Origin of the sequence: Hymenobacter latericoloratus (genome assembly GCF_014199535.1) — a bacterium.
In the GTDB taxonomy this organism is placed as follows: Bacteria; Bacteroidota; Bacteroidia; order Cytophagales; family Hymenobacteraceae; genus Hymenobacter; species Hymenobacter latericoloratus.
On sequence record NZ_JACHNV010000003.1, the window covers coordinates 615,660 to 632,725 of the forward strand.

13 protein-coding genes are annotated in these 17,066 nt (G+C 60.6%); 2 read left to right on the forward strand and 11 right to left on the reverse strand.

Annotated elements, in window-relative coordinates:
• Positions 1-120: 120 nt before the first annotated feature.
• Together GGU46_RS13145 and GGU46_RS13150 are read right to left on the reverse strand one after the other, a co-directional pair.
• Entirely contained in the window at positions 121-3,381 is a 3,261-nt protein-coding gene (locus GGU46_RS13145) for a tetratricopeptide repeat protein (RefSeq protein WP_246398983.1), read from the reverse strand.
• 198 nt (positions 3,382-3,579) lie between these two features.
• Positions 3,580-4,038, reverse strand: a complete 459-nt coding sequence (locus GGU46_RS13150; protein ID WP_183403979.1) for a hypothetical protein — start codon at positions 4,036-4,038, stop codon at positions 3,580-3,582.
• A 200-nt stretch (positions 4,039-4,238) separates the two neighbouring features.
• On the opposite strand from GGU46_RS13150, the gene GGU46_RS13155 reads away from it, so the two are divergent.
• Together GGU46_RS13155 and GGU46_RS13160 are read left to right on the forward strand one after the other, a co-directional pair.
• Positions 4,239-5,099 carry a hypothetical protein gene (locus GGU46_RS13155; protein WP_183403980.1) on the forward strand — a complete coding sequence of 287 codons (861 nt, stop codon included), beginning with the start codon at positions 4,239-4,241 and terminating at the stop codon, positions 5,097-5,099.
• Between the two features lie 81 nt (positions 5,100-5,180).
• Complete coding sequence (locus GGU46_RS13160; protein ID WP_183403981.1) at positions 5,181-6,872, forward strand: alpha/beta fold hydrolase; 1,692 nt, start codon at positions 5,181-5,183, stop codon at positions 6,870-6,872.
• 252 nt (positions 6,873-7,124) lie between these two features.
• On the opposite strand, the gene GGU46_RS13165 is transcribed toward GGU46_RS13160, so the two are convergent.
• From GGU46_RS13165 to parS, 9 genes are all read right to left on the reverse strand, one after another.
• Entirely contained in the window at positions 7,125-8,348 is a 1,224-nt protein-coding gene (locus GGU46_RS13165; protein ID WP_183403982.1) for a 5-(carboxyamino)imidazole ribonucleotide synthase, read from the reverse strand.
• A 23-nt stretch (positions 8,349-8,371) separates the two neighbouring features.
• Entirely contained in the window at positions 8,372-8,884 is a 513-nt protein-coding gene (gene purE, locus GGU46_RS13170) for a 5-(carboxyamino)imidazole ribonucleotide mutase (RefSeq protein WP_183403983.1), read from the reverse strand.
• Between the two features lie 42 nt (positions 8,885-8,926).
• Positions 8,927-9,199 (reverse strand): hypothetical protein, encoded by a 273-nt coding sequence (locus GGU46_RS13175; protein ID WP_183403984.1) that lies wholly within the window; start codon positions 9,197-9,199, stop codon positions 8,927-8,929.
• Between the two features lie 124 nt (positions 9,200-9,323).
• Positions 9,324-10,601, reverse strand: coding sequence for a dihydroorotase (locus GGU46_RS13180; RefSeq protein WP_183403985.1), 1,278 nt, complete (start codon positions 10,599-10,601; stop codon positions 9,324-9,326).
• A gap of 83 nt (positions 10,602-10,684) precedes the next feature.
• The gene (locus tag GGU46_RS13185; protein ID WP_139920943.1) at positions 10,685-11,665 is read right to left on the reverse strand and encodes an aspartate carbamoyltransferase catalytic subunit; all 981 of its coding nucleotides are present in this window, start codon (positions 11,663-11,665) and stop codon (positions 10,685-10,687) included.
• A gap of 526 nt (positions 11,666-12,191) precedes the next feature.
• The gene (locus tag GGU46_RS13190; protein WP_183403986.1) at positions 12,192-12,473 is read right to left on the reverse strand and encodes a hypothetical protein; all 282 of its coding nucleotides are present in this window, start codon (positions 12,471-12,473) and stop codon (positions 12,192-12,194) included.
• A 115-nt stretch (positions 12,474-12,588) separates the two neighbouring features.
• Positions 12,589-15,942, reverse strand: coding sequence for a DEAD/DEAH box helicase (locus GGU46_RS13195; RefSeq protein ID WP_183403987.1), 3,354 nt, complete (start codon positions 15,940-15,942; stop codon positions 12,589-12,591).
• A 182-nt stretch (positions 15,943-16,124) separates the two neighbouring features.
• Positions 16,125-16,586, reverse strand: coding sequence for an RES family NAD+ phosphorylase (locus GGU46_RS13200; protein WP_183403988.1), 462 nt, complete (start codon positions 16,584-16,586; stop codon positions 16,125-16,127).
• Between the two features lie 10 nt (positions 16,587-16,596).
• Complete coding sequence (parS, locus tag GGU46_RS13205) at positions 16,597-17,058, reverse strand: type II RES/Xre toxin-antitoxin system antitoxin (protein ID WP_246398982.1); 462 nt, start codon at positions 17,056-17,058, stop codon at positions 16,597-16,599.
• Positions 17,059-17,066 lie beyond the last annotated feature (8 nt).

The following is a 17,066-nucleotide window of genomic DNA, read 5'->3' on the forward strand; positions in this document are numbered from 1 at the left end:
CCCTCTCCTATTATTTTCTGACTTTGAATGATTTACAACCTTCTTCCTGAACATATACTTCAGGAAAATCCCTACCGCAACCCGTCCCGCTCGCTGCATGCCGGATTGCGGTAGGGTCGGCTACTCTTCTTGGGGTGAGGCCGTGGAGTTGGTTGTAGAATCGGTGGGCACGGCCTCGCTCGGCACCAGGGAACTGCGCACCGACGTTTTGCCGGTAGCGGGCTTGCTGGTGGTTTTACCGGTAGCCGGTTTGGTAGCCGGCGTGGTGGCTTTGGGCGTGGCCTTGGGGGTAGCGGGCGTAGTCTTGCCCGGTTGGGTTTTGGGCGCGCTTGGGGCCGGCGTGGCGGCCGGGTCGGCGGGCAGGGCGGCAAGGCGCTGCTTAGCACCCTCCACAATTTCCGCTACCGGGAATTTATTGTCGATGATGGAGTTGAGCGTGGCGCGGGCCTGGAAGATTTCATTCTGCTCCTTGTACACGTCGGCAATCAGCAGGAAGGCCCTCCCCAGCCACAGGTCGTAGTTGGCGAAGTCGGAGTTGCTCTTGTAGGCCGCGTCCAGGGCTTCGGGGTATTTTTTCTGCTGGTAGAGCGCACTAGCAATGAGGTACTGAGCTTCGGCCCCGCTCTCATCCTTGGCCGTGTTAGCCGCCGTGGTCAGCTCGCCAATGGCCTGCTCCAGGCTGCCGGCTTTGTAGCTGGCCTTACCCATATACAGCAGGGCCAGGTTGGTAGCGTTGAGGGAAGCCCCACCCTGAGCCTGCAGTTCCTGCGCTACCCGGCGGGTGCCTTCCAGGTCGCCGGCCTCGTAGTAGCTCTTCATCAGCCCGATGCCGGCGTTGGCTACCTCGCGCTTGTTCTGGGATACTTCGCGCAGGCGGCTGTAGTAGCGGGCCGCTTCGGAGTAATTCTTGTTTTCAAACTCCAAATCAGCCACCCGGCCCACGGCCCGGTTCACAAACTCGCTCTTGCCCTCCTCTACCACGGCTTTCAGGCGGGGCAGGGCGTCGGCTTTGCGGCCCGTGCGCAGGTAGGCGTCGGCCAGGAAGTAGCGGCCATCGGCGGCCAGGGTGGTGTTGGGGTACTGCTGCAGATAGCTTTCCAGGCGCGGAATGGCCTGGGCGTACTTCTCCGCCAGATACAAGGACTTGGCGGCCTCAAATTCTACGCTTTCGGTGGCCTTGCTGTCGGGGTTCTGCTGCTTGAACTGGGCCAGGTATTGGTCGAACTCCTCGGTTTTGCCCTGAGCCGACAGGCTTTCCTGCAAACTGTAGATGGCGCTGCCGGCCGCCTTCGTGCGCGGATACTGGCTGAGCACCCGCTTGAAGTCCTCGGCGGCCTTGGCGTGCTGCTCCAGGTTCTGGTAGGCCACCCCGCGCTTCTGCAGAGCCTGTGGAATCAGGGGGGAGTTGGGGCGGTTGGTAATCAGGCGGGAGAAGCCCTCCACGGCGGGCTGGAACGAGCCGGCCTCGAAGTCGAGCTGGGCCTGCTGGTACACGGCGTCATCGGCGTAGCGCGAGGTAGGCGAGGTTTTCAGCAGGGTGCTCAGGGTGCTGCTGGCTTCCTCGCGGCGGCCCATTAGCCCCAGCGTTACGCTCTTCTGGTAGTAGGCGTAGTCCTTGTCGGCGGCGTTGGCCTGAATGACTTTGTTGTACTGCTCCAGGGCCTGCGGGTACTGCTTGGCCACGTAATAGGTGTCGCCGAGGCGCAGGGTCACGTCGTAGTAGTTCGGATCGGCGGGCTTGGCTACCGGGTCCTGGAGCCAAGCCTGGAACTGCTGGCGGGCCCGGTCGTACTGCTTGGTGTTGTAGTAGGCGTAGCCCAGGCCGTAGCGGGCTTTCTGGTCGAAGTCGGTTTCGGAGGCCGAGCCGGTGCGGGCTGTGCGCGCGGCCGCCGTGTAGGCCGTAATGGCGGGCTGGTACTGCTGGCCGTAGCTGTAAATTTCGCCTTTCAGCACCTGAGCGGCGGCGCGCAGGGCGTCGTCCTGGGGGTACTTCAGGCTCTTATCGAGTACCGGCAGCGCGTCCTGGTAGCGGTTGTTGTTGTAGAGGGTAGCGGCCTGCAGGTAAGCCACGCGCTGGTAGGTAGCGTTGAGCTTAGTGCTCCGCTCGTCGAGGTTATCGAGGTAGTTGAGGGCCTGGGCGTAGTCAGAGGAGTTCAGGAAACTCTCGCTCAGAATGTCGTCGGCGGCCGCCTGGTTTTTGGAGCGAGGGAAACGCTTCGAGAAGTCGCGCAGGGCGGCAATAACTTCCTGGGTGTTGCCCAGCTCGTAGTTTACCTGGGCGTACTTCAGGGTCGCGTTTTCCGTGATGACCTTGTCAAATGTCACCTTGCGGGCTGCATCGAAAGAATTCAGGGCCAGCGGCTTCTGGCTAGTTTTCAGGTAGCTCAAGCCCAGGTGATAGGCGGCGTTCTGGCCCAGGGAGTCGCGGCGGGCCGCTACCCCCTTCAGGCTACCGATAGCGCCTTTAAAGTCGCCCTGCTTGAAGTTGGCGTACCCGATTTTGTACTGCACCTTGGGGTCGATGTTCTTGCGGCCGGCGGCGTACTTATCGAAGTACTCAGCGGCCTGCTTGAAATCCTCCTTCTGGTAATAGGCATCGCCCACCAGCAGCTGAATCTCGTCGGCGCTCTGGGGCGGTGGGGTTTGCTGCAGGGCCTGGGTGCCGTAGGTAATCAGGCCCTCGTAGTCGCCTTCCTTGTAGTAAATCTGCGACATGACGGCCGGCACCACGGGCTTGTAGGCGTCGTTCTGCTCGGCCACGGCCAGGTCCTTGCGGGCCCCGGCGTAGTCGCCGGCCCGGTAGGCCAGGTAGCCGGCGTAGTAGGAACTGGCGTAGCGGTACTCGCTGGCTCCGGCCTTGTTGCGGTCGAACTGCAGCTTGGCCTTGTCAAACTCCTTCTGGGCGAAGTAGCTGTAGCCGAGCTTGAATTCGGCTTCGGCCCGCTGGTCGTCGGAAAGGTTGTCGGGCCCTACCTTCTGCAGGTAGTCAATGGCCTTCACGTAGTCCTTCTTATCGAAGTAGAACTTCCCCAGCTCGAAATAGGCCTGCGCGGCTTTGGGGTGGGCCGGGTTGTTGGTGGCAAAAGCCAGAATGCGCGACTCCGAATCGGGGTGGAACAGGTACAGACCCGACACGGCGTAGTAGTACTCGGCATCGGTGGTGCGGCCGGGGGCCAGTTCGCCGGTGCGGCGCTGGGTTTGGTCGAGGTAGCGCTGGAAGGCTTGCTGGGCCGCGCCGTACTTGCCGCGGTCGAAGAGTTCGAGGCCTTCCTGGTAGTGGCGTTCGTCGGCGGTGAACACCTGCGTTTGCTGGGCCTGCGCGGCCAGGGGGGCGGCAGCGGAAAGGGAGGCGGCCAGCGCCAGGCGGGGGAATAGTTTCATCAGAAAGCGTTACGCACAAGGGAGGCCGGCGCCGCCAGGGCACCGGGAAGCAGCCAAAAGTAGCGAAAAGTTCGGCCGAGGTTGCCCGGAAACGGCCCTTTTTGCCGGTGGTAACGCGGTGCGCGGTCGGTTTGGTGTACCTAAGTGGGCTAGCGCCTCAGGTTTCTCCTCTCGTCTCACCTTATTGTCACCTGACTGCTAACGCGCCAAAGCGTAGTCCGCAGCGGTTATCGTGTAGCTGAACCGGCTGGTTTGCTCACTCAAGGCCTCCACTTGGTATTGATTCAATGCCAGAAGATTACGCAATGGCAGGCACTGGCCGCCGGTTTGCTGGGCCTGCGGGCAATAGTGCAGCAATTGCTTTCCGTCCTGGAATAGTAGCCGAACGGAATCACCCTGCGAAAACAGCTCCGGATACGCAATATTGCCCGCCCCGCCATAGCTCACACGCTCTACGCTTGTGGTATTAGGCAACCGCAGAATCAAGGGCAATTGCTGGCGGTTTCCGGTGCTGTATATTTTCAGCTCAAGGTCCTGGCCGGACTGATTGGTAATAATAAAAACGCCTTTCTGTTCCTCATCCACCGTTGTTTGGCAAGCGCTTAGCATTGCTGCGCTTAAGAGAAGCAAAGTCCCGTAGTGCAAATACTTGTTCATCTTTATTTCCGGTAAAAATCAGAGCTAGTTACTTCCCTTACCAATAGCGCTACTTAGTTGTTAGAGCGTGTTTGGACTGCTACTGGCGCCGCTAAATGTAGTGAAAAGCTCAACCGATTTTAAGTCGGTACGCGGCTGGTCTAGTGTAGAAAACCCGAGGATTCTGCCGTGTTCAGAGAACCTATTTCCTATATAGCTCTATGCAACGGTTCTATTCTGCTTTGTTAACCGGGCTTATCGGCCTCTGCCTCGGGGGGTGCTCCGCCCCTGCTTCTCCTACCCCTGCTTACCCGCAAAACCCCGCCATTTCCGATGCGCAGGGCAGACCGCGGGACTCTACTACGTTTTACTTTCCGGCGGCCACGTGGCTTGATGCCGAATATGCTCTAAAGGATAGGAGTTCGAAATTAAGCGTAGATAATCAGCCATTCGACGAACATAGAGAAACGTGTCGGTTAAGCATGAAAGCGGCTTCTGAAAATCTCTATTGCTTTGGGGCGCCGGTACTTTCCAACTACTACCTAGGCACCGACACCTACCGTTTCCTGTGGTTGCGCTCCTTCCAGCGCCCAGTATTGCTCACATTACAACACCGCCCCGATGGCAGTATACTTCGCACGCAGTTACTTACAAAATGGGCCATTTTACCGAAGACCAAGCTGAGTGAAATTATTTTTGCCTTGCCTAATTCTACTCCGACTCAGCTTGAAAAACTTCGCGCTGAACACAAAGCTCAACAGCAAGATCCCGAAATTCAACACCAGTTGGCGGAAAAAAACCAACCAGCTGTTCAGGTAATCGCCCAAGAAACTACTGTAGCAGTTACACTGGAGCAAGAACAACACTTTCACACCCTGCTTCAAGACTCCCATTTTCAACTACTTCCGGCTTGTCAATCTAGCCCTGACATGCTCGATGGCGCCTACTGGGTCTTAGAATCCCACCAAGCCAGCGGCTACCACATGGTATTTCGCTACAGCCCAGATGAGGCTGACGGTTTCCGCAAAGCCTGTGAGTATTTGCTGGATCTAAGCTCGGCACGCAACGAGGAGCGACACTAAGCCAAACCGGGTGCTTGGGTAGCTAAAGGCAACCTTCCGCTCGCCGGGCGGCTCCCTTAGCCAACTCCCTACCTCCTTTCCATGCGTCTGTTTACTTATCTACTCTGCCTGCTGAGCCTGGTTACTACCCCCCGTTTACTTGCCCAAACCCTGCTGCAAGGTACCGTGCTGGATGCGCAGACCCAGGCACCGGTGCCCTTTGCCTCGGTAGGCGTATCGGGCAAGCCGCTCGGGACTGTGGCCGATGAACAGGGGCGTTTCCGGTTTACTACCCCCACCGACCTAGCTGAACCCGTAGTTGTTTCGTGCGTGGGCTACCAGTCGGCCACCGTTTCCGCGGCTACGTTGCAGGCCACCGGACAGGTAGTGCGCCTACGCCCCAGCGGCGTTAGTCTGGCGGCCGTGACGGTGCGGCCGGGCAAGGTGAAAACCAAGACATTTGGCCGCACCAGCAGCTCCACGCTCATGGGGGCCAGCCTGTACACCGAGGCCGATCTGGTGAGCGACGCCCTGGCCAAAGAGCAGGGCACCATCATTGGCATTGATAAAGACTGCCGCCTGCGCGACTTCAACATGCACGTTGCCTTCAACCGGTTCAAGTCCGTGAAGTTCCGGCTGAACCTGTACAGGGTGAAAGCCGGCCTGCCCGACCAGCCCCTGCTCCGGCAGGATGTACGCTTCGACGTGACCCAGCCCCGCGGTTGGGTGCGGGTGGATCTGTCGCCCTACCAGGTGCAGCTGCAGGGCCAGCGGGAGGTAGCCGTAACCATTCAGTGGCTGCAGAGCGAGGCCCTGGAAGGCAGCCCGAAGGCCTTTGGGGTATCGGCGGTGCCCACGCCGGGCCACAGCATCCTGACCCGCAACAAAAGCCAGGCAGCGTGGCAGCAGAAATCCGGCTACCTCAGCTTCTACCTCACCGCCGACTCTTACAGCTCCAGTAAAGCCGCGCCCACTACCCCTGCTCCTGACTACGAACTACCCGACAGCCTGCGGTATCTGCGCTACCTCGCGGCGCCTACCCTGCCTAACCTCTCCAACCCTCAGCACTACGGCGAGAATGCGCAAGCGGGCCATTACGTAGCCGTGAAGGGCGGGCGGCTGTACTACGAGCGGTACGGGAAGGGCACCCCACTCCTGCTCCTGCACGGCAACGGCCAGTCTATTGCCGCGTTCCAGCGGCAGATCGGCGAGCTGGCTCGCCACTTCGAGGTACTTGCCGTGGACACCCGCGCCCAGGGCCGCAGCCAGGACCACACTACCGCCGACTTCACCTACGACCTGTTTGCCGAGGATACGCGCCAACTGCTCGACTCGCTGGGCTTGCGCCAAGTAGATATCCTGGGTTGGAGCGACGGGGGCAATACCGCCCTCACGCTGGCGCTCCGCCACCCCGCGTACGTGCGGCGCCTGGCCATTATGGGCGCCAATCTATTCCCAACTCCTGAGGCCATTGAGCCCGATTTCCTGGCTTTCTTGCGCCGGCAGCGGCGGGAAGAGCAGCAACTCCCGGCGCAGGACCTGAACCGTACGCGCTTACTGCGCATCCTGCTGCAAGAGCCCTACCTGACGTTTGCCGAGCTGCAGGGGGTAGCAGCTCCTACCCTGGTTATGGCCGGTCAGCACGATGTGATTCTGGAAGCGCATACCCGGGCCCTGGCGAAGGCCTTGCCCAAAAGTGAGTTGATTATCTTCCCCAACGCTACCCACTACGCGCCCCAAGAGGCCCCGGAGGCATTTAATAAAGCTGTACTACGGTTCCTGCAGCAGCGCTAGCAGCCAGCGCGGCTCTACCCCTGGCGCACTATGAACCACTTAGGCTTTCCGTTATCCTGCCTACTCAGCCTTACTTTTCCTCCCTCCTCCATGGCCTGGTAATTCGCTTTACCCTCTGGCTCCGGTTTTCTTTAGGGGAGAAATTATAGAAGTGAAGCTACCCCGGCGCCCAGCCTGGAAATGCGTATTGCTCGCTACCCTAACCAGGCTCCGGGAGCAGACCAGAGTAGCGAGCAACAGGTTGAAAGACTGCTAAATGGTATCCAGGCCGGGTAAGCTGAGCAGACCAGCGGCACGCCGCGCTACGGTTTTGACGCTAGCAACGTCCGGGCCGGTAATGGTGAGGTGGCCCATTTTGCGGCCTGGGCGCGCTTCGGCCTTGCCGTACAGGTGCAGGTGGGTGCCCGGCAGGCTCAGCACGGCTTGCCAGTCCGGTTCGCGTTGCTGCCCGCTGGCGTCGAACCACACCTCGCCCAGCAGGTTCAGCATGATGGCCGGGGAATGCTGGCGCGGCTGCGGCAAGGGCAGGCCCGCCATAGCATGCACCTGCAAGTCAAACTGCGACGCGTTGCAGGCATCCAGAGTGTAGTGGCCGCTGTTGTGCGGGCGCGGGGCCATTTCGTTCACCACCAGGCCGCCGTGCGCACTGCCGTCGTTCACCACAAAAAACTCAACGCACAGCATCCCGACGTAGCCCAAGTGCTGCGCAATGGCCACGGCCGCGTCGCGGGCACTAGTTGCCAGGGCAGGCGGCATAGCGCCTTCGTAGGCGTGGGTAACGGCTAGAATGCCAGCTACGTGCACATTGCGCTGCGGGGCATAGCTCACGACTTGCCCATCCCAGCCACGGGCCACCAGCACCGAGCACTCGGCGGTAAGCGGCAGCATCTTTTCCAGCACGCAGGCCACGCTGCCCAGCTCCGCCCAGGCGGCGGCCAGCTCATGGGCAGTCTTGACACGGACCTGGCCCTTGCCGTCGTAGCCCATGCGGGCGGTTTTCAGAATGCCGGGCAGCAAATCAGCCCGGTTCTCCTGGATAGCCTGTAGCTGGGCCGGCGTTTCAATCACGGCGTAGGGCGCGCAGGTTACCCCCGAAATGTCGGCGCAGGCGGCGAAGTGGGCTTTTTCCTCGATGCGGTCTTGGGCAATGCCCACCACGGCCGCGCCCGGTGCTACGGGCCGGGTCTGAGCCAGTGTTTGCAGGGCCTGGGCGGGCACGTTTTCAAACTCGGTGGTGATGGCCTGGCACAGGTCGGCGAGCTGGGCCAGGCCGGCCGGGTCGTTGTAATCGGTTTGGATGTGGTGGTGGCTCACCAGTCCGGCCGGACTTTGCGCGTCGGGGTCCAGCACAGCGGTGAAGTACCCCAGGCGCTGGGCAGCATGCACAAACATCCGGCCCAGCTGGCCCCCGCCCATTACCCCCAAGGTGGCCCGGCGGCCGGCGGCGTCCTTACTGCCCGGAAAAATCGGGGTCATAGTTCCGGCGTTGCTAGTGGCGCTCATACGGGCAGAGTCATGGCGCGGGCGGCTTCGGTTTGTTCGGCGCGAAACGCCTGCAGCTTAGCTGCCAAAGCCGGGTCGTGCAGGGCAAGCATGCTGACGGCGAATAGAGCCGCGTTGGCTGCCCCGGCATTGCCAATGGCAAATGTAGCCACGGGCACCCCTTTGGGCATCTGCACGATGCTGTGCAGCGAATCTACCCCCTGCAAATGCCGACTAGCCACCGGTACGCCCAGCACGGGCACAGTGGTTTTGGCGGCCAGCATGCCCGGCAGGTGGGCGGCCCCACCCGCGCCGGCAATAATGGCCTGCAAGCCGCGCGGGCCAGCTTGTTCGGCGTAAGCAAACAGGTCATCGGGCATGCGGTGGGCCGACACTACGCGGGCCTCGTGAGCCACGCCGAACTGCGTGAGAATCTGCACGGCGTGCTGCATGGTGTCCCAGTCGCTGCTGGAGCCCATGACCACGCCAATTAGGGGTTTGGGGGTATTGGGGGAGGAAGGAGTATTCATTGAAATTATTTAGTCGTCATGCTGAGGGAGGTCAAAGCATCTCTACTGCTTCTCTGTTTTTATGGTCATACCCTTATGCAATTGGAATAGATGGTAGCCGCAATGTTCAGTAAAAACGGCTATTTCCTTTAATTCAGGCGCCTCAATGGCGAAGGCATATCTGAACTCAATCTTTGAGTCATCCTCGAACTCAATGTGCACCATGCTCTCAGCCGGGAAGTCAGAAGCACTGAGCGTTTCACGATTACTACCTTTTGCAGTTAGGTAATCTTGCAGCTTGGTTTTCCAACGTTCGGGCAAATCTGAATGACGCATCTAGTCAGTGATTTTGAGGACGTAACGACATCATCTGAAATAAGTAACGAAGCGGTAGAGATGCTTCGACTACGGCTGCGCCTGTGCTCAGCATGACGTTCTTTCTTCAGCTAGGCTCAAACTTCTACCGCTCCAGCAGAACTTCTGCACCTAAAATCACCAGGTCCACGCGGCCCTTCAGGGTTTGGTCGATGAAGGGGGTGTTCTGGGACTTCGATTTCATGAATTCCCGCGTAAAGGTCGTTTCTGCTTCCGGATCGAACAAGACGCACTCGGCTTGCTGGCCGACTTCGATAGTGGGGACCGGCAGGCCCATCAGGCGGCGCGGCTCCGCTGAGTAGCGCTTCACCACCAAATCCCACCCGAATTTGCCGGGCTCCACGAAGAAGTGATGCAGCGACACCAAGGCCGTATCCAGGCCCGTAATGCCGTTGGGGGCGCTGATGAAATCCTGGGCTTTCTCAAATGGGGTGTGCGGGGCGTGGTCGGTGGCAATGAGGTCGAAGACGCCTTCCTTAAGCCCCTCGAGCAGGGCGTCGCAATCGGCCTGGGTGCGCAGGGGCGGGTTCATTTTGTAGTTCGTGTCGTAGTCGCCGATGTGCTCGTCGGTGAACAGCAGGTGGTGGGGGGCCACTTCCGCCGTCACTTTTACATCGCCCCTGGATTTCCACCAGCGGATGGTTTCCATGCCTTCCTTGCTGGAAACGTGCTGAATGTGAACGTGCGCGCCCGCCGCCCGGGCCAGCCGGATGTCGCGGTCGATGATGATTTCCTCGGCGCAGGCCGGTGAGCCTTTGATGCCGAGGCGGTAGCTAATCACGCCTTCGTTGAGGGCGCGCGGTCCGGCCAGCTCCGGCACCTCGCAGTGACTGGCGAAAAACATCCCGAACTCGGTGGCGTACTGCATGGCCCGCAGCAGCACGGCCGGGTCGCTGGTGGTGTCGCCGTCGTCGGTGAGCATTTTCACCCCCAGCTCACGCATACCCTCGATTTCCGCCAGCTCCTTGCCCTCGCGGTTCTTGGTGACGCAGCCGGAAGTATAGACCGGAATGCGGGCCCGGTCGCGGGCATTTTCCAGCACGGAGGCCACCGCAGAAGCCGAGTCGAGGGCCGGGCGGGTGTTGGGCATCATCACCACGCCGGTAATGCCGCCGTTGATGGCCGCCTCGCTGCCCGTGGTAATGGTTTCCTTGTTCTCGAAGCCGGGGGCGCGGAAATGAACGTGGGCATCAAACATGCCCGGCATCAGAATACGGCCGCGCGCGTCGATGACCCGCGCACCCTCGGGAATGGCCAGGCTGTTGCCGATATCCTGGATTTTTCCTTCGACAATCAGGACATCGCCCTCGAGTAGTGCGGGTGAGTTTTCGGAGGCTATGCGGGCGTTTTGAAGGAGAAGCATGAAGTGGGTAGTGGGTTCGGTAAACCGCTTAGGGGTAGGGAAGAAACAAGGGAAAGAGCAGAATGGGGTGGCCTAGCTCAGGCTTAGGGCAGCACCACCGACGCAGAAGCTCGCTGCGGGGCGGCATAGGCCTGTTGGCGCGGAAACTCCCCGCCCGGCGTGAGCCAGTCGAGTACGGCCATGCGCACGGAAATGCCGTTTTCGACCTGGTTGGTGATAAGGCTGCGCTCGTAGTCCATCACGGCGTCGCAGAGCTCCACGCCCCGGTTCACGGGACCAGGGTGCATGATGTAGAGGCCCCGGTCGCGGATTTCGGCCAGCCGGGCCGTAGTGATGCCGTACACGCGGTGGTATTCCCGGACGCTGGGGAAAAACTGCACGTCCTGGCGCTCCATCTGCACCCGCAGCAGGTACACCACATCGGGCGCCCAGGCCATGGCGGCCTCGTAGTCGGTGAAGCGGCGGATGCTTTCCGGCACGTACTTGGGTACCAGGGAGCCCGGCCCGAGGTAGGCCACCTCCACGCCCAGCTTTTGCAGCAGGGTGCTGGTAGAGCGCGCAACGCGGGAGTGCAGAATATCCCCGATGATGAGGACTTTTTTGCCCCTGGGGTCGGGGAATTTCTCCCGGATGGTGAAGGCGTCGAGCAGGGCCTGGGTGGGGTGCTCGTGCGCGCCGTCGCCGGCATTGATGACGGAGGCCGTGGTCTGGCGAGCAATCATGCCGGGCAGGCCGGGGTGGCTGTGGCGCACCACAATGTAGTCGGTGCGCATGGCCTGGAGCGTTTCAATGGTTTCGCGCACCGACTCACCCTTACTGATGGAAGAGTGAGCGACGTCGAAATTCGTGACCTCCGCCGAGAGGCGTTTGGCCGCCACCTCGAAGGAAGAGTGCGTCCGGGTGCTGGCCTCGTAGAACAGCATGAGCACCGACTTGCCCTCGAGCGCCGGGATTTTCTTCACCGAATGGGTGAACAACTTCTTAAAAGACGTGGATTGGTCGAGCAGGAACTCGATTTCCTCGCGGTGAAGGGATGCAATGTCGAGCAGGTCTTTACGTGCCATACCGAAGCTGAGGAAAAGTGAAGTTATCTAGCTAAAACGAACGGGGTGAAAGCTGTTTTGCCACTACCCCTGACGGAGCAACGGACTGCCGGTGCGGACCGGGGCGCTGGTGGCGGCGGCACCGCTTGGGCGCAAGGGCGGCGTCGGCCAGAATAGGTTTGAGTTCAGCCCTAGCGCTATGCATTGACCGCGGGGCAGCAGCCGACGAACTCAATGGGCATAAAAAAACCGTTTCGAAATCCGAAACGGCAGCGGGGCAACACCCAGAAAAAACAACAGAAATACCAGAGGTAAAATCGAAAAAACCGATGGTGGCGAAGACCTTCTGGTCCACTCGCGGTTCCTTGCCGAGCAGGGTTCCGCGCTTCGTCGACAGGTTTTTTGATTGAAGCACGATGCAAAACTACAGCATTATTGCGGCCGGCAACACATAGTCGATGCTGATTTTTTTCGTACCCCTGTTCCCACATTTTATTTTAGTCCCCCTACGGACTACACGACACAGTCCGCAAATTTTAGTAGCCCCCTACCCCTGGCGCACCAGCGTTACCTCGTCGCGCGTGAAATCGAAGCGGCTTTTTTCGACGGGCGTGCGGCTCACAGCTACGCGGGGCGGTTGGAGCTTGCCCTTGCGGCCGGCTTCAATCTGGGCCTCGCCGGTGATGTCCAGGGTGGCTACTACCTCTTCATTTAGGCGCAACTCCCATGGGCCGGGCTTCATGGGCCCTTCGAGCCGACCTACCAGGAAAACTTCTTTCGGTGACATAACAATAATGTCGAGCACTTGCATGGTGGGGGTTTCGGGCATGAGGCAGGGGTAGTAAATGGGCGGAGTGTAAAGCTGCGGATTTTCGGGCAATAGCAAGCTACTTCGGACCGGGTCGTTCTTTCCTACCCCCGACCCAGCGTCTAACCCTTCTGGCCTAATCAAACAACTCCAGCAATTCCTGCTTCGAGAGGGTTTTCAGCAGGGCCGCGTCGGTGCGGATGAGGTCCTGGGCCAGCTCGCGCTTGGTTTCCTGGAGCTGCATGATTTTCTCCTCCACGGTGCGCGGACAAATCAGGCGTACGGCTACTACCTTCTTGGTTTGCCCGATGCGGTAGGCGCGGTCGATGGCCTGGTTTTCCACGGCGGGGTTCCACCAGGGGTCCACCAGGTACACATAATCAGCTTCGGTAAGGTTGAGGCCGGTGCCCCCGGCTTTCAGGCTGATGAGAAACACCCGCACCTGCTCGTTTTGCTGGAACTCCTGCACGGCCGCGGCGCGGTGGCGGGTTTGGCCGGTGAGCTGCTGGTAGGGAATGTCGTGGGCTTCCAGCATGGGCCGGATCAGGTCGAGCATGCCCACGAACTGGGAGAAAATAAGAATTTTGTGCTGGGGCGCGTGGCTCTGTAGCTCTTCCAGCAACACTTCCAGCTTGGCCGAGGCCGCCCCGTAATCGGGCCCGTCGGGGAGCAGGGCGGGCGAGTTGCAGATTTGCCGGAGGCGCGTGAGGCCCTGCAGCAAGTGCATGTGGTCTTTGCCGAGCACGTCTTCGCGGCGGCCCAGCAGCAGGTTGCGGTAGTCTTCCTTGCAGGCCTCGTACACCCGGCGCTGCTCGGGGCCCATGTCGCAGTAGAGCACCATCTCGGTTTTGTCGGGCAGCTCGGGGGCTACCTGGGCTTTGGTGCGGCGCAGCACAAAGGGGCGGATTTTCTGCTGCAAGGCGCGGGCCTGGCTGTCGTCCTTGAACTTATCAATGCGGGTAGCAAAGTGGGCCTTGAAGTGGGCCCGGCTGCCCAGCAAGCCCGGACAGGCAAAGGACAGCAGCCCGTAGATGTCGTAGGTGTTGTTTTCCAGGGGCGTGCCCGTGAGCACCAGCCGGTTGCGGGCCTGCAGGCGGCGGGCCGCCTTGTAGCGCTGGGAATCCGGGTTTTTAATGGCCTGGGCCTCGTCCAGAATTACATAGTTGAAGTGGTAGCTCTGCAGGGCCCGCACGTCGGCCACCAGCGTGCCGTAGGTCGTCAGCACGATATCGTAACCGTCAAACTCGGCGGCGTGCTTAGTGCGGCTGGCTCCATGCAGGGTGTGCACCCGCAGCGTGGGCGCGAACTTCGCTACCTCGGCCTGCCAGTTAAACACCAGAGAAGTCGGCACGACCACCAAACTGGCGGACCGCTCCCCTTTTTCGCGCTGAAGCAGCAGAAACGCCAATACCTGCAGGGTTTTGCCCAGGCCCATATCATCGGCCAGGCAGCCCCCGAAGTTGAAGGTGTCCAGGAAATTTAGCCAGTTCAGGCCTTGGCGCTGGTAGTCACGCAGGGTAGCCTGCAGCCCGGCGGGCACGGGCGCGGCTTGGATGCCGCCAAAATCAGCCAGGGCGGCGCGGTAGTCGGCGAGTTGGGCGCGGGCCTCGGCAATCAGTTCCTCCGGCTGATACAGCTCCTCCACGGCCGCGAAGTTGACGGCGGGCGTGCGCAACTGGTCTTCTACCACCTCCGCGGCGGCAAAGTAGCGGGTGAACTTATCGAGCCACTCCTGGGGTAGGATGCCGCGGGTGCCGTCGTCGAGGGTGACGTAGCGGCGCTGGTTGCGCACGGCCTGGTAAAGCTGGGGCAAGGTGGCGTGCTGCTTGCCAAAGCGCACGCCCAGTTTGGTGTCAAACCAGTTTGTTTCCCGGCTCACCTGCACCGTAACCCGGGCCTTATGCGGGTTGAGGTTATTGCCCTTGAGCTGGTTGAAGCCCAGAATGGTGATGCCCTGGGTGCGCCAGTCTTCGAAGGCCTCCAGAAACCAATCCTCGTCCAGAAACTGCTTTTTCGACACGTACAGGGCATCGAGGTGGAGTTGCTCCTCGAAATGGGGGTAGTGGCGCAGCAGAGCCTTTAGCAGCCGGGTTTCGGCCGCCGCGTCACGAGTCACGGCAAAGACTTGGCTCAGCGCGTCGGTGTCCTGGAGTTGCTTGCGCGAAAGCACCGACACTTCACGCTCGCCGTAGCGCATCACGGGCAGCACCTCTACGTGCGCGCCTGCCTCGGAAAGGTAGAGCAGCGCCTTGGGTGCTTCATCGTAGCCGCCCAGGGTCAGCTGCTGGAAGGTGGCAGGCCGCACATAGGTGTAGTGGATGTGAAGCTTGTCTTCGAGGCCGGCCAGCACGTCCTGCTGAAATTCCGGAAACTTGCTCTGGTGCAGCAGCAGGGTGTTGCTGCGCTTTTTGAAAAACTCCACCACCCGCCACACGTCCAAATCATCAAGCAGGTACAAGTTGTCGTGCACAGCCACGAAATAGTCGTAGCGAATGGTTACGTCTTTCAAATCCAGCAGCTGATCCAGCACGCTGAGCTGGCCCGACACCCGGTAAAACTCGCCCTGCTCGGTCACCAGCAGGCGCAGCTCCAACCGGGCCCGGTGCACCCACACCGGCACTACCGACTGGGCCGTGGGTTTCTCGCCTTGGGCGGCCTGGTGGGCATACACGGGCAGTGCCAACGGATTTTTCACTACCACCCGCAACGCCTCCAGCGCCTGCGCCGACCGTTCTTCCTCGTAATTATGCTGGAAGCGCGCCAAGCCAGTGTAAAACTTGAGCACCTCGGGGTCCTGAATATTCCAGAGCCCATCCAGCGGGTTCAGAGTAGTCAGCGGGTTTTTCAGCTTGCCCGCGGCGGTGGTTTCGGCTTCGATAAGTTGCAGCGTCAGGTGGCCGTAGTAGCGGTGGCGGGTGAGCAGTACGGCGCGCGTGGCGGCAGTCGGGGCCGAGGGTAGTTGCCGCTTTTCGGGCAGCAGTTGGCGCACCAGCTCCTGCTTACTGGCGGCCGTAAGGGGTAGCAGCTCCGGCTGCCGGGGCGTAATGCTGGTTTGCCCTTCGGCGTAGGTTAGCTGGAAATGCTCGTCGAGGTCGGGTTGCTGCTCCAGCCCGTAGTCCCGCGCTACGGCCCGGAGCCGGTTCTGGCGCAACGGAGCATCAAAGAAGATCCGCAGCTCCCGGCGCTGCACCAGGGCCAGCAGTACCAGGGCCTCGTGCGCACACAAGTGCCCGGCCGGGGCAGCGCAGGTGCATTGCAGTACCAGGTCCATATTCTGGTCTACCGTCACCTCAGGGCCTACCCCTCCGCCCAAGCTAAACCTCCCCTGATTAATAGTTAACTCCTCAGGGGCCACCGCGTTCAGCGCCCGGCCCTCCGGCGCTACTTCGGCACCGTGGTGCTGCTCAATGATGGCGCTGGTCAGGTCCGGGAGGGTGAGCCCGGGGAAAGTGAACTGGTGGTTGTAAGGTTGCTCCGGCGTGTTGGGCATTGCTCCCGCTTCGGTGGTCAAGGCGCGTGCTCGCGTCTTATTCGTGGTTTAGATTGTCATTCCGAGCAAAGCGAGGAATCTGGGTCGAACTCAAGAGAGTAACTCAGATTCCTCCTGCGTCGGAATGACAGCTAGTATCGGTTGTTCTGGCGTCAAGAGGCTAATATGCGTCTCTATAACCTCTACCCTACATCAACGGCTTTAATGCGCGCGTCAAAGCTGAATTCTTCTCGCCCTACTATCTGAATACGCTTGAACTCGGGGTGGCGGCTGTTGAGGATGTAGTTGTGCTCCTGCGGAATGATGGACGAAGGCACCCGCAGCACCGCCGACTGGCGTGCCGCGTACCAGGCCGCGCCCAGGGGCTGACAGAGGGCGTAGCGGCTGGCCTTCTCCCAGTTTTTGGGTAGCTGAGCTAGGTCTATTTCCTCAATTATCAGATCGTCGGGCACGTCAATCACCAACACCCGGAACTGGTCGTTGAGCCCCTCTCCGCTTCGGTGCACTACGTTCTCAAGGCAGGCTAGGGCCCGCGACGAGGCCGTGTAAATCACGAACTGGTCTTTGTAATTCCAGCGCGCCCGGTAGCCGGAGGCAAACAGGTCATCGGCGTATTTGGCCAAGCAGATGCGGTATACCAGCATACCGGAGGGGCTAGGATAAGTCGCCGTAGGCAATGCGGGTCAGTTCCTCGGCCACCAGGTCAATGCCGCCGCTGGTTTCCAGCAGCCGCAAGGGTACTTCCTGGTCGAGGCCGTGGGCGGGCTTATCCAGCCACCGCAGAAACGCGGCCGCCTCCCCGAATACTTCCAGCCCCAGGTTATAGAGGCTGATAATCTTCAGGGTCTTCTCGCTGCTGGCTGCGCTCAGGGTTTTCTTTTCCTGCGAATACGTCCGCAGGGTTTTCGTGGATAGCTCGTAGATGGCCTCCAGCTCGTTAGCCTGCAGCTGAAAGGCTTCCGCCACCTCAAATGCCGTGGCGGCCGGCACCCCTTTGCGCGCTTCCATTACCAAGGCAAACGCATCTTGGCCCGCTTGCCCCCAGGCTGCCCACTTCTTGCGCAGGGCCGCGGGCATGGTGGCGGTAATTTTCGGAGGATGAGCAGTGGCAGCCATAGGTGTGG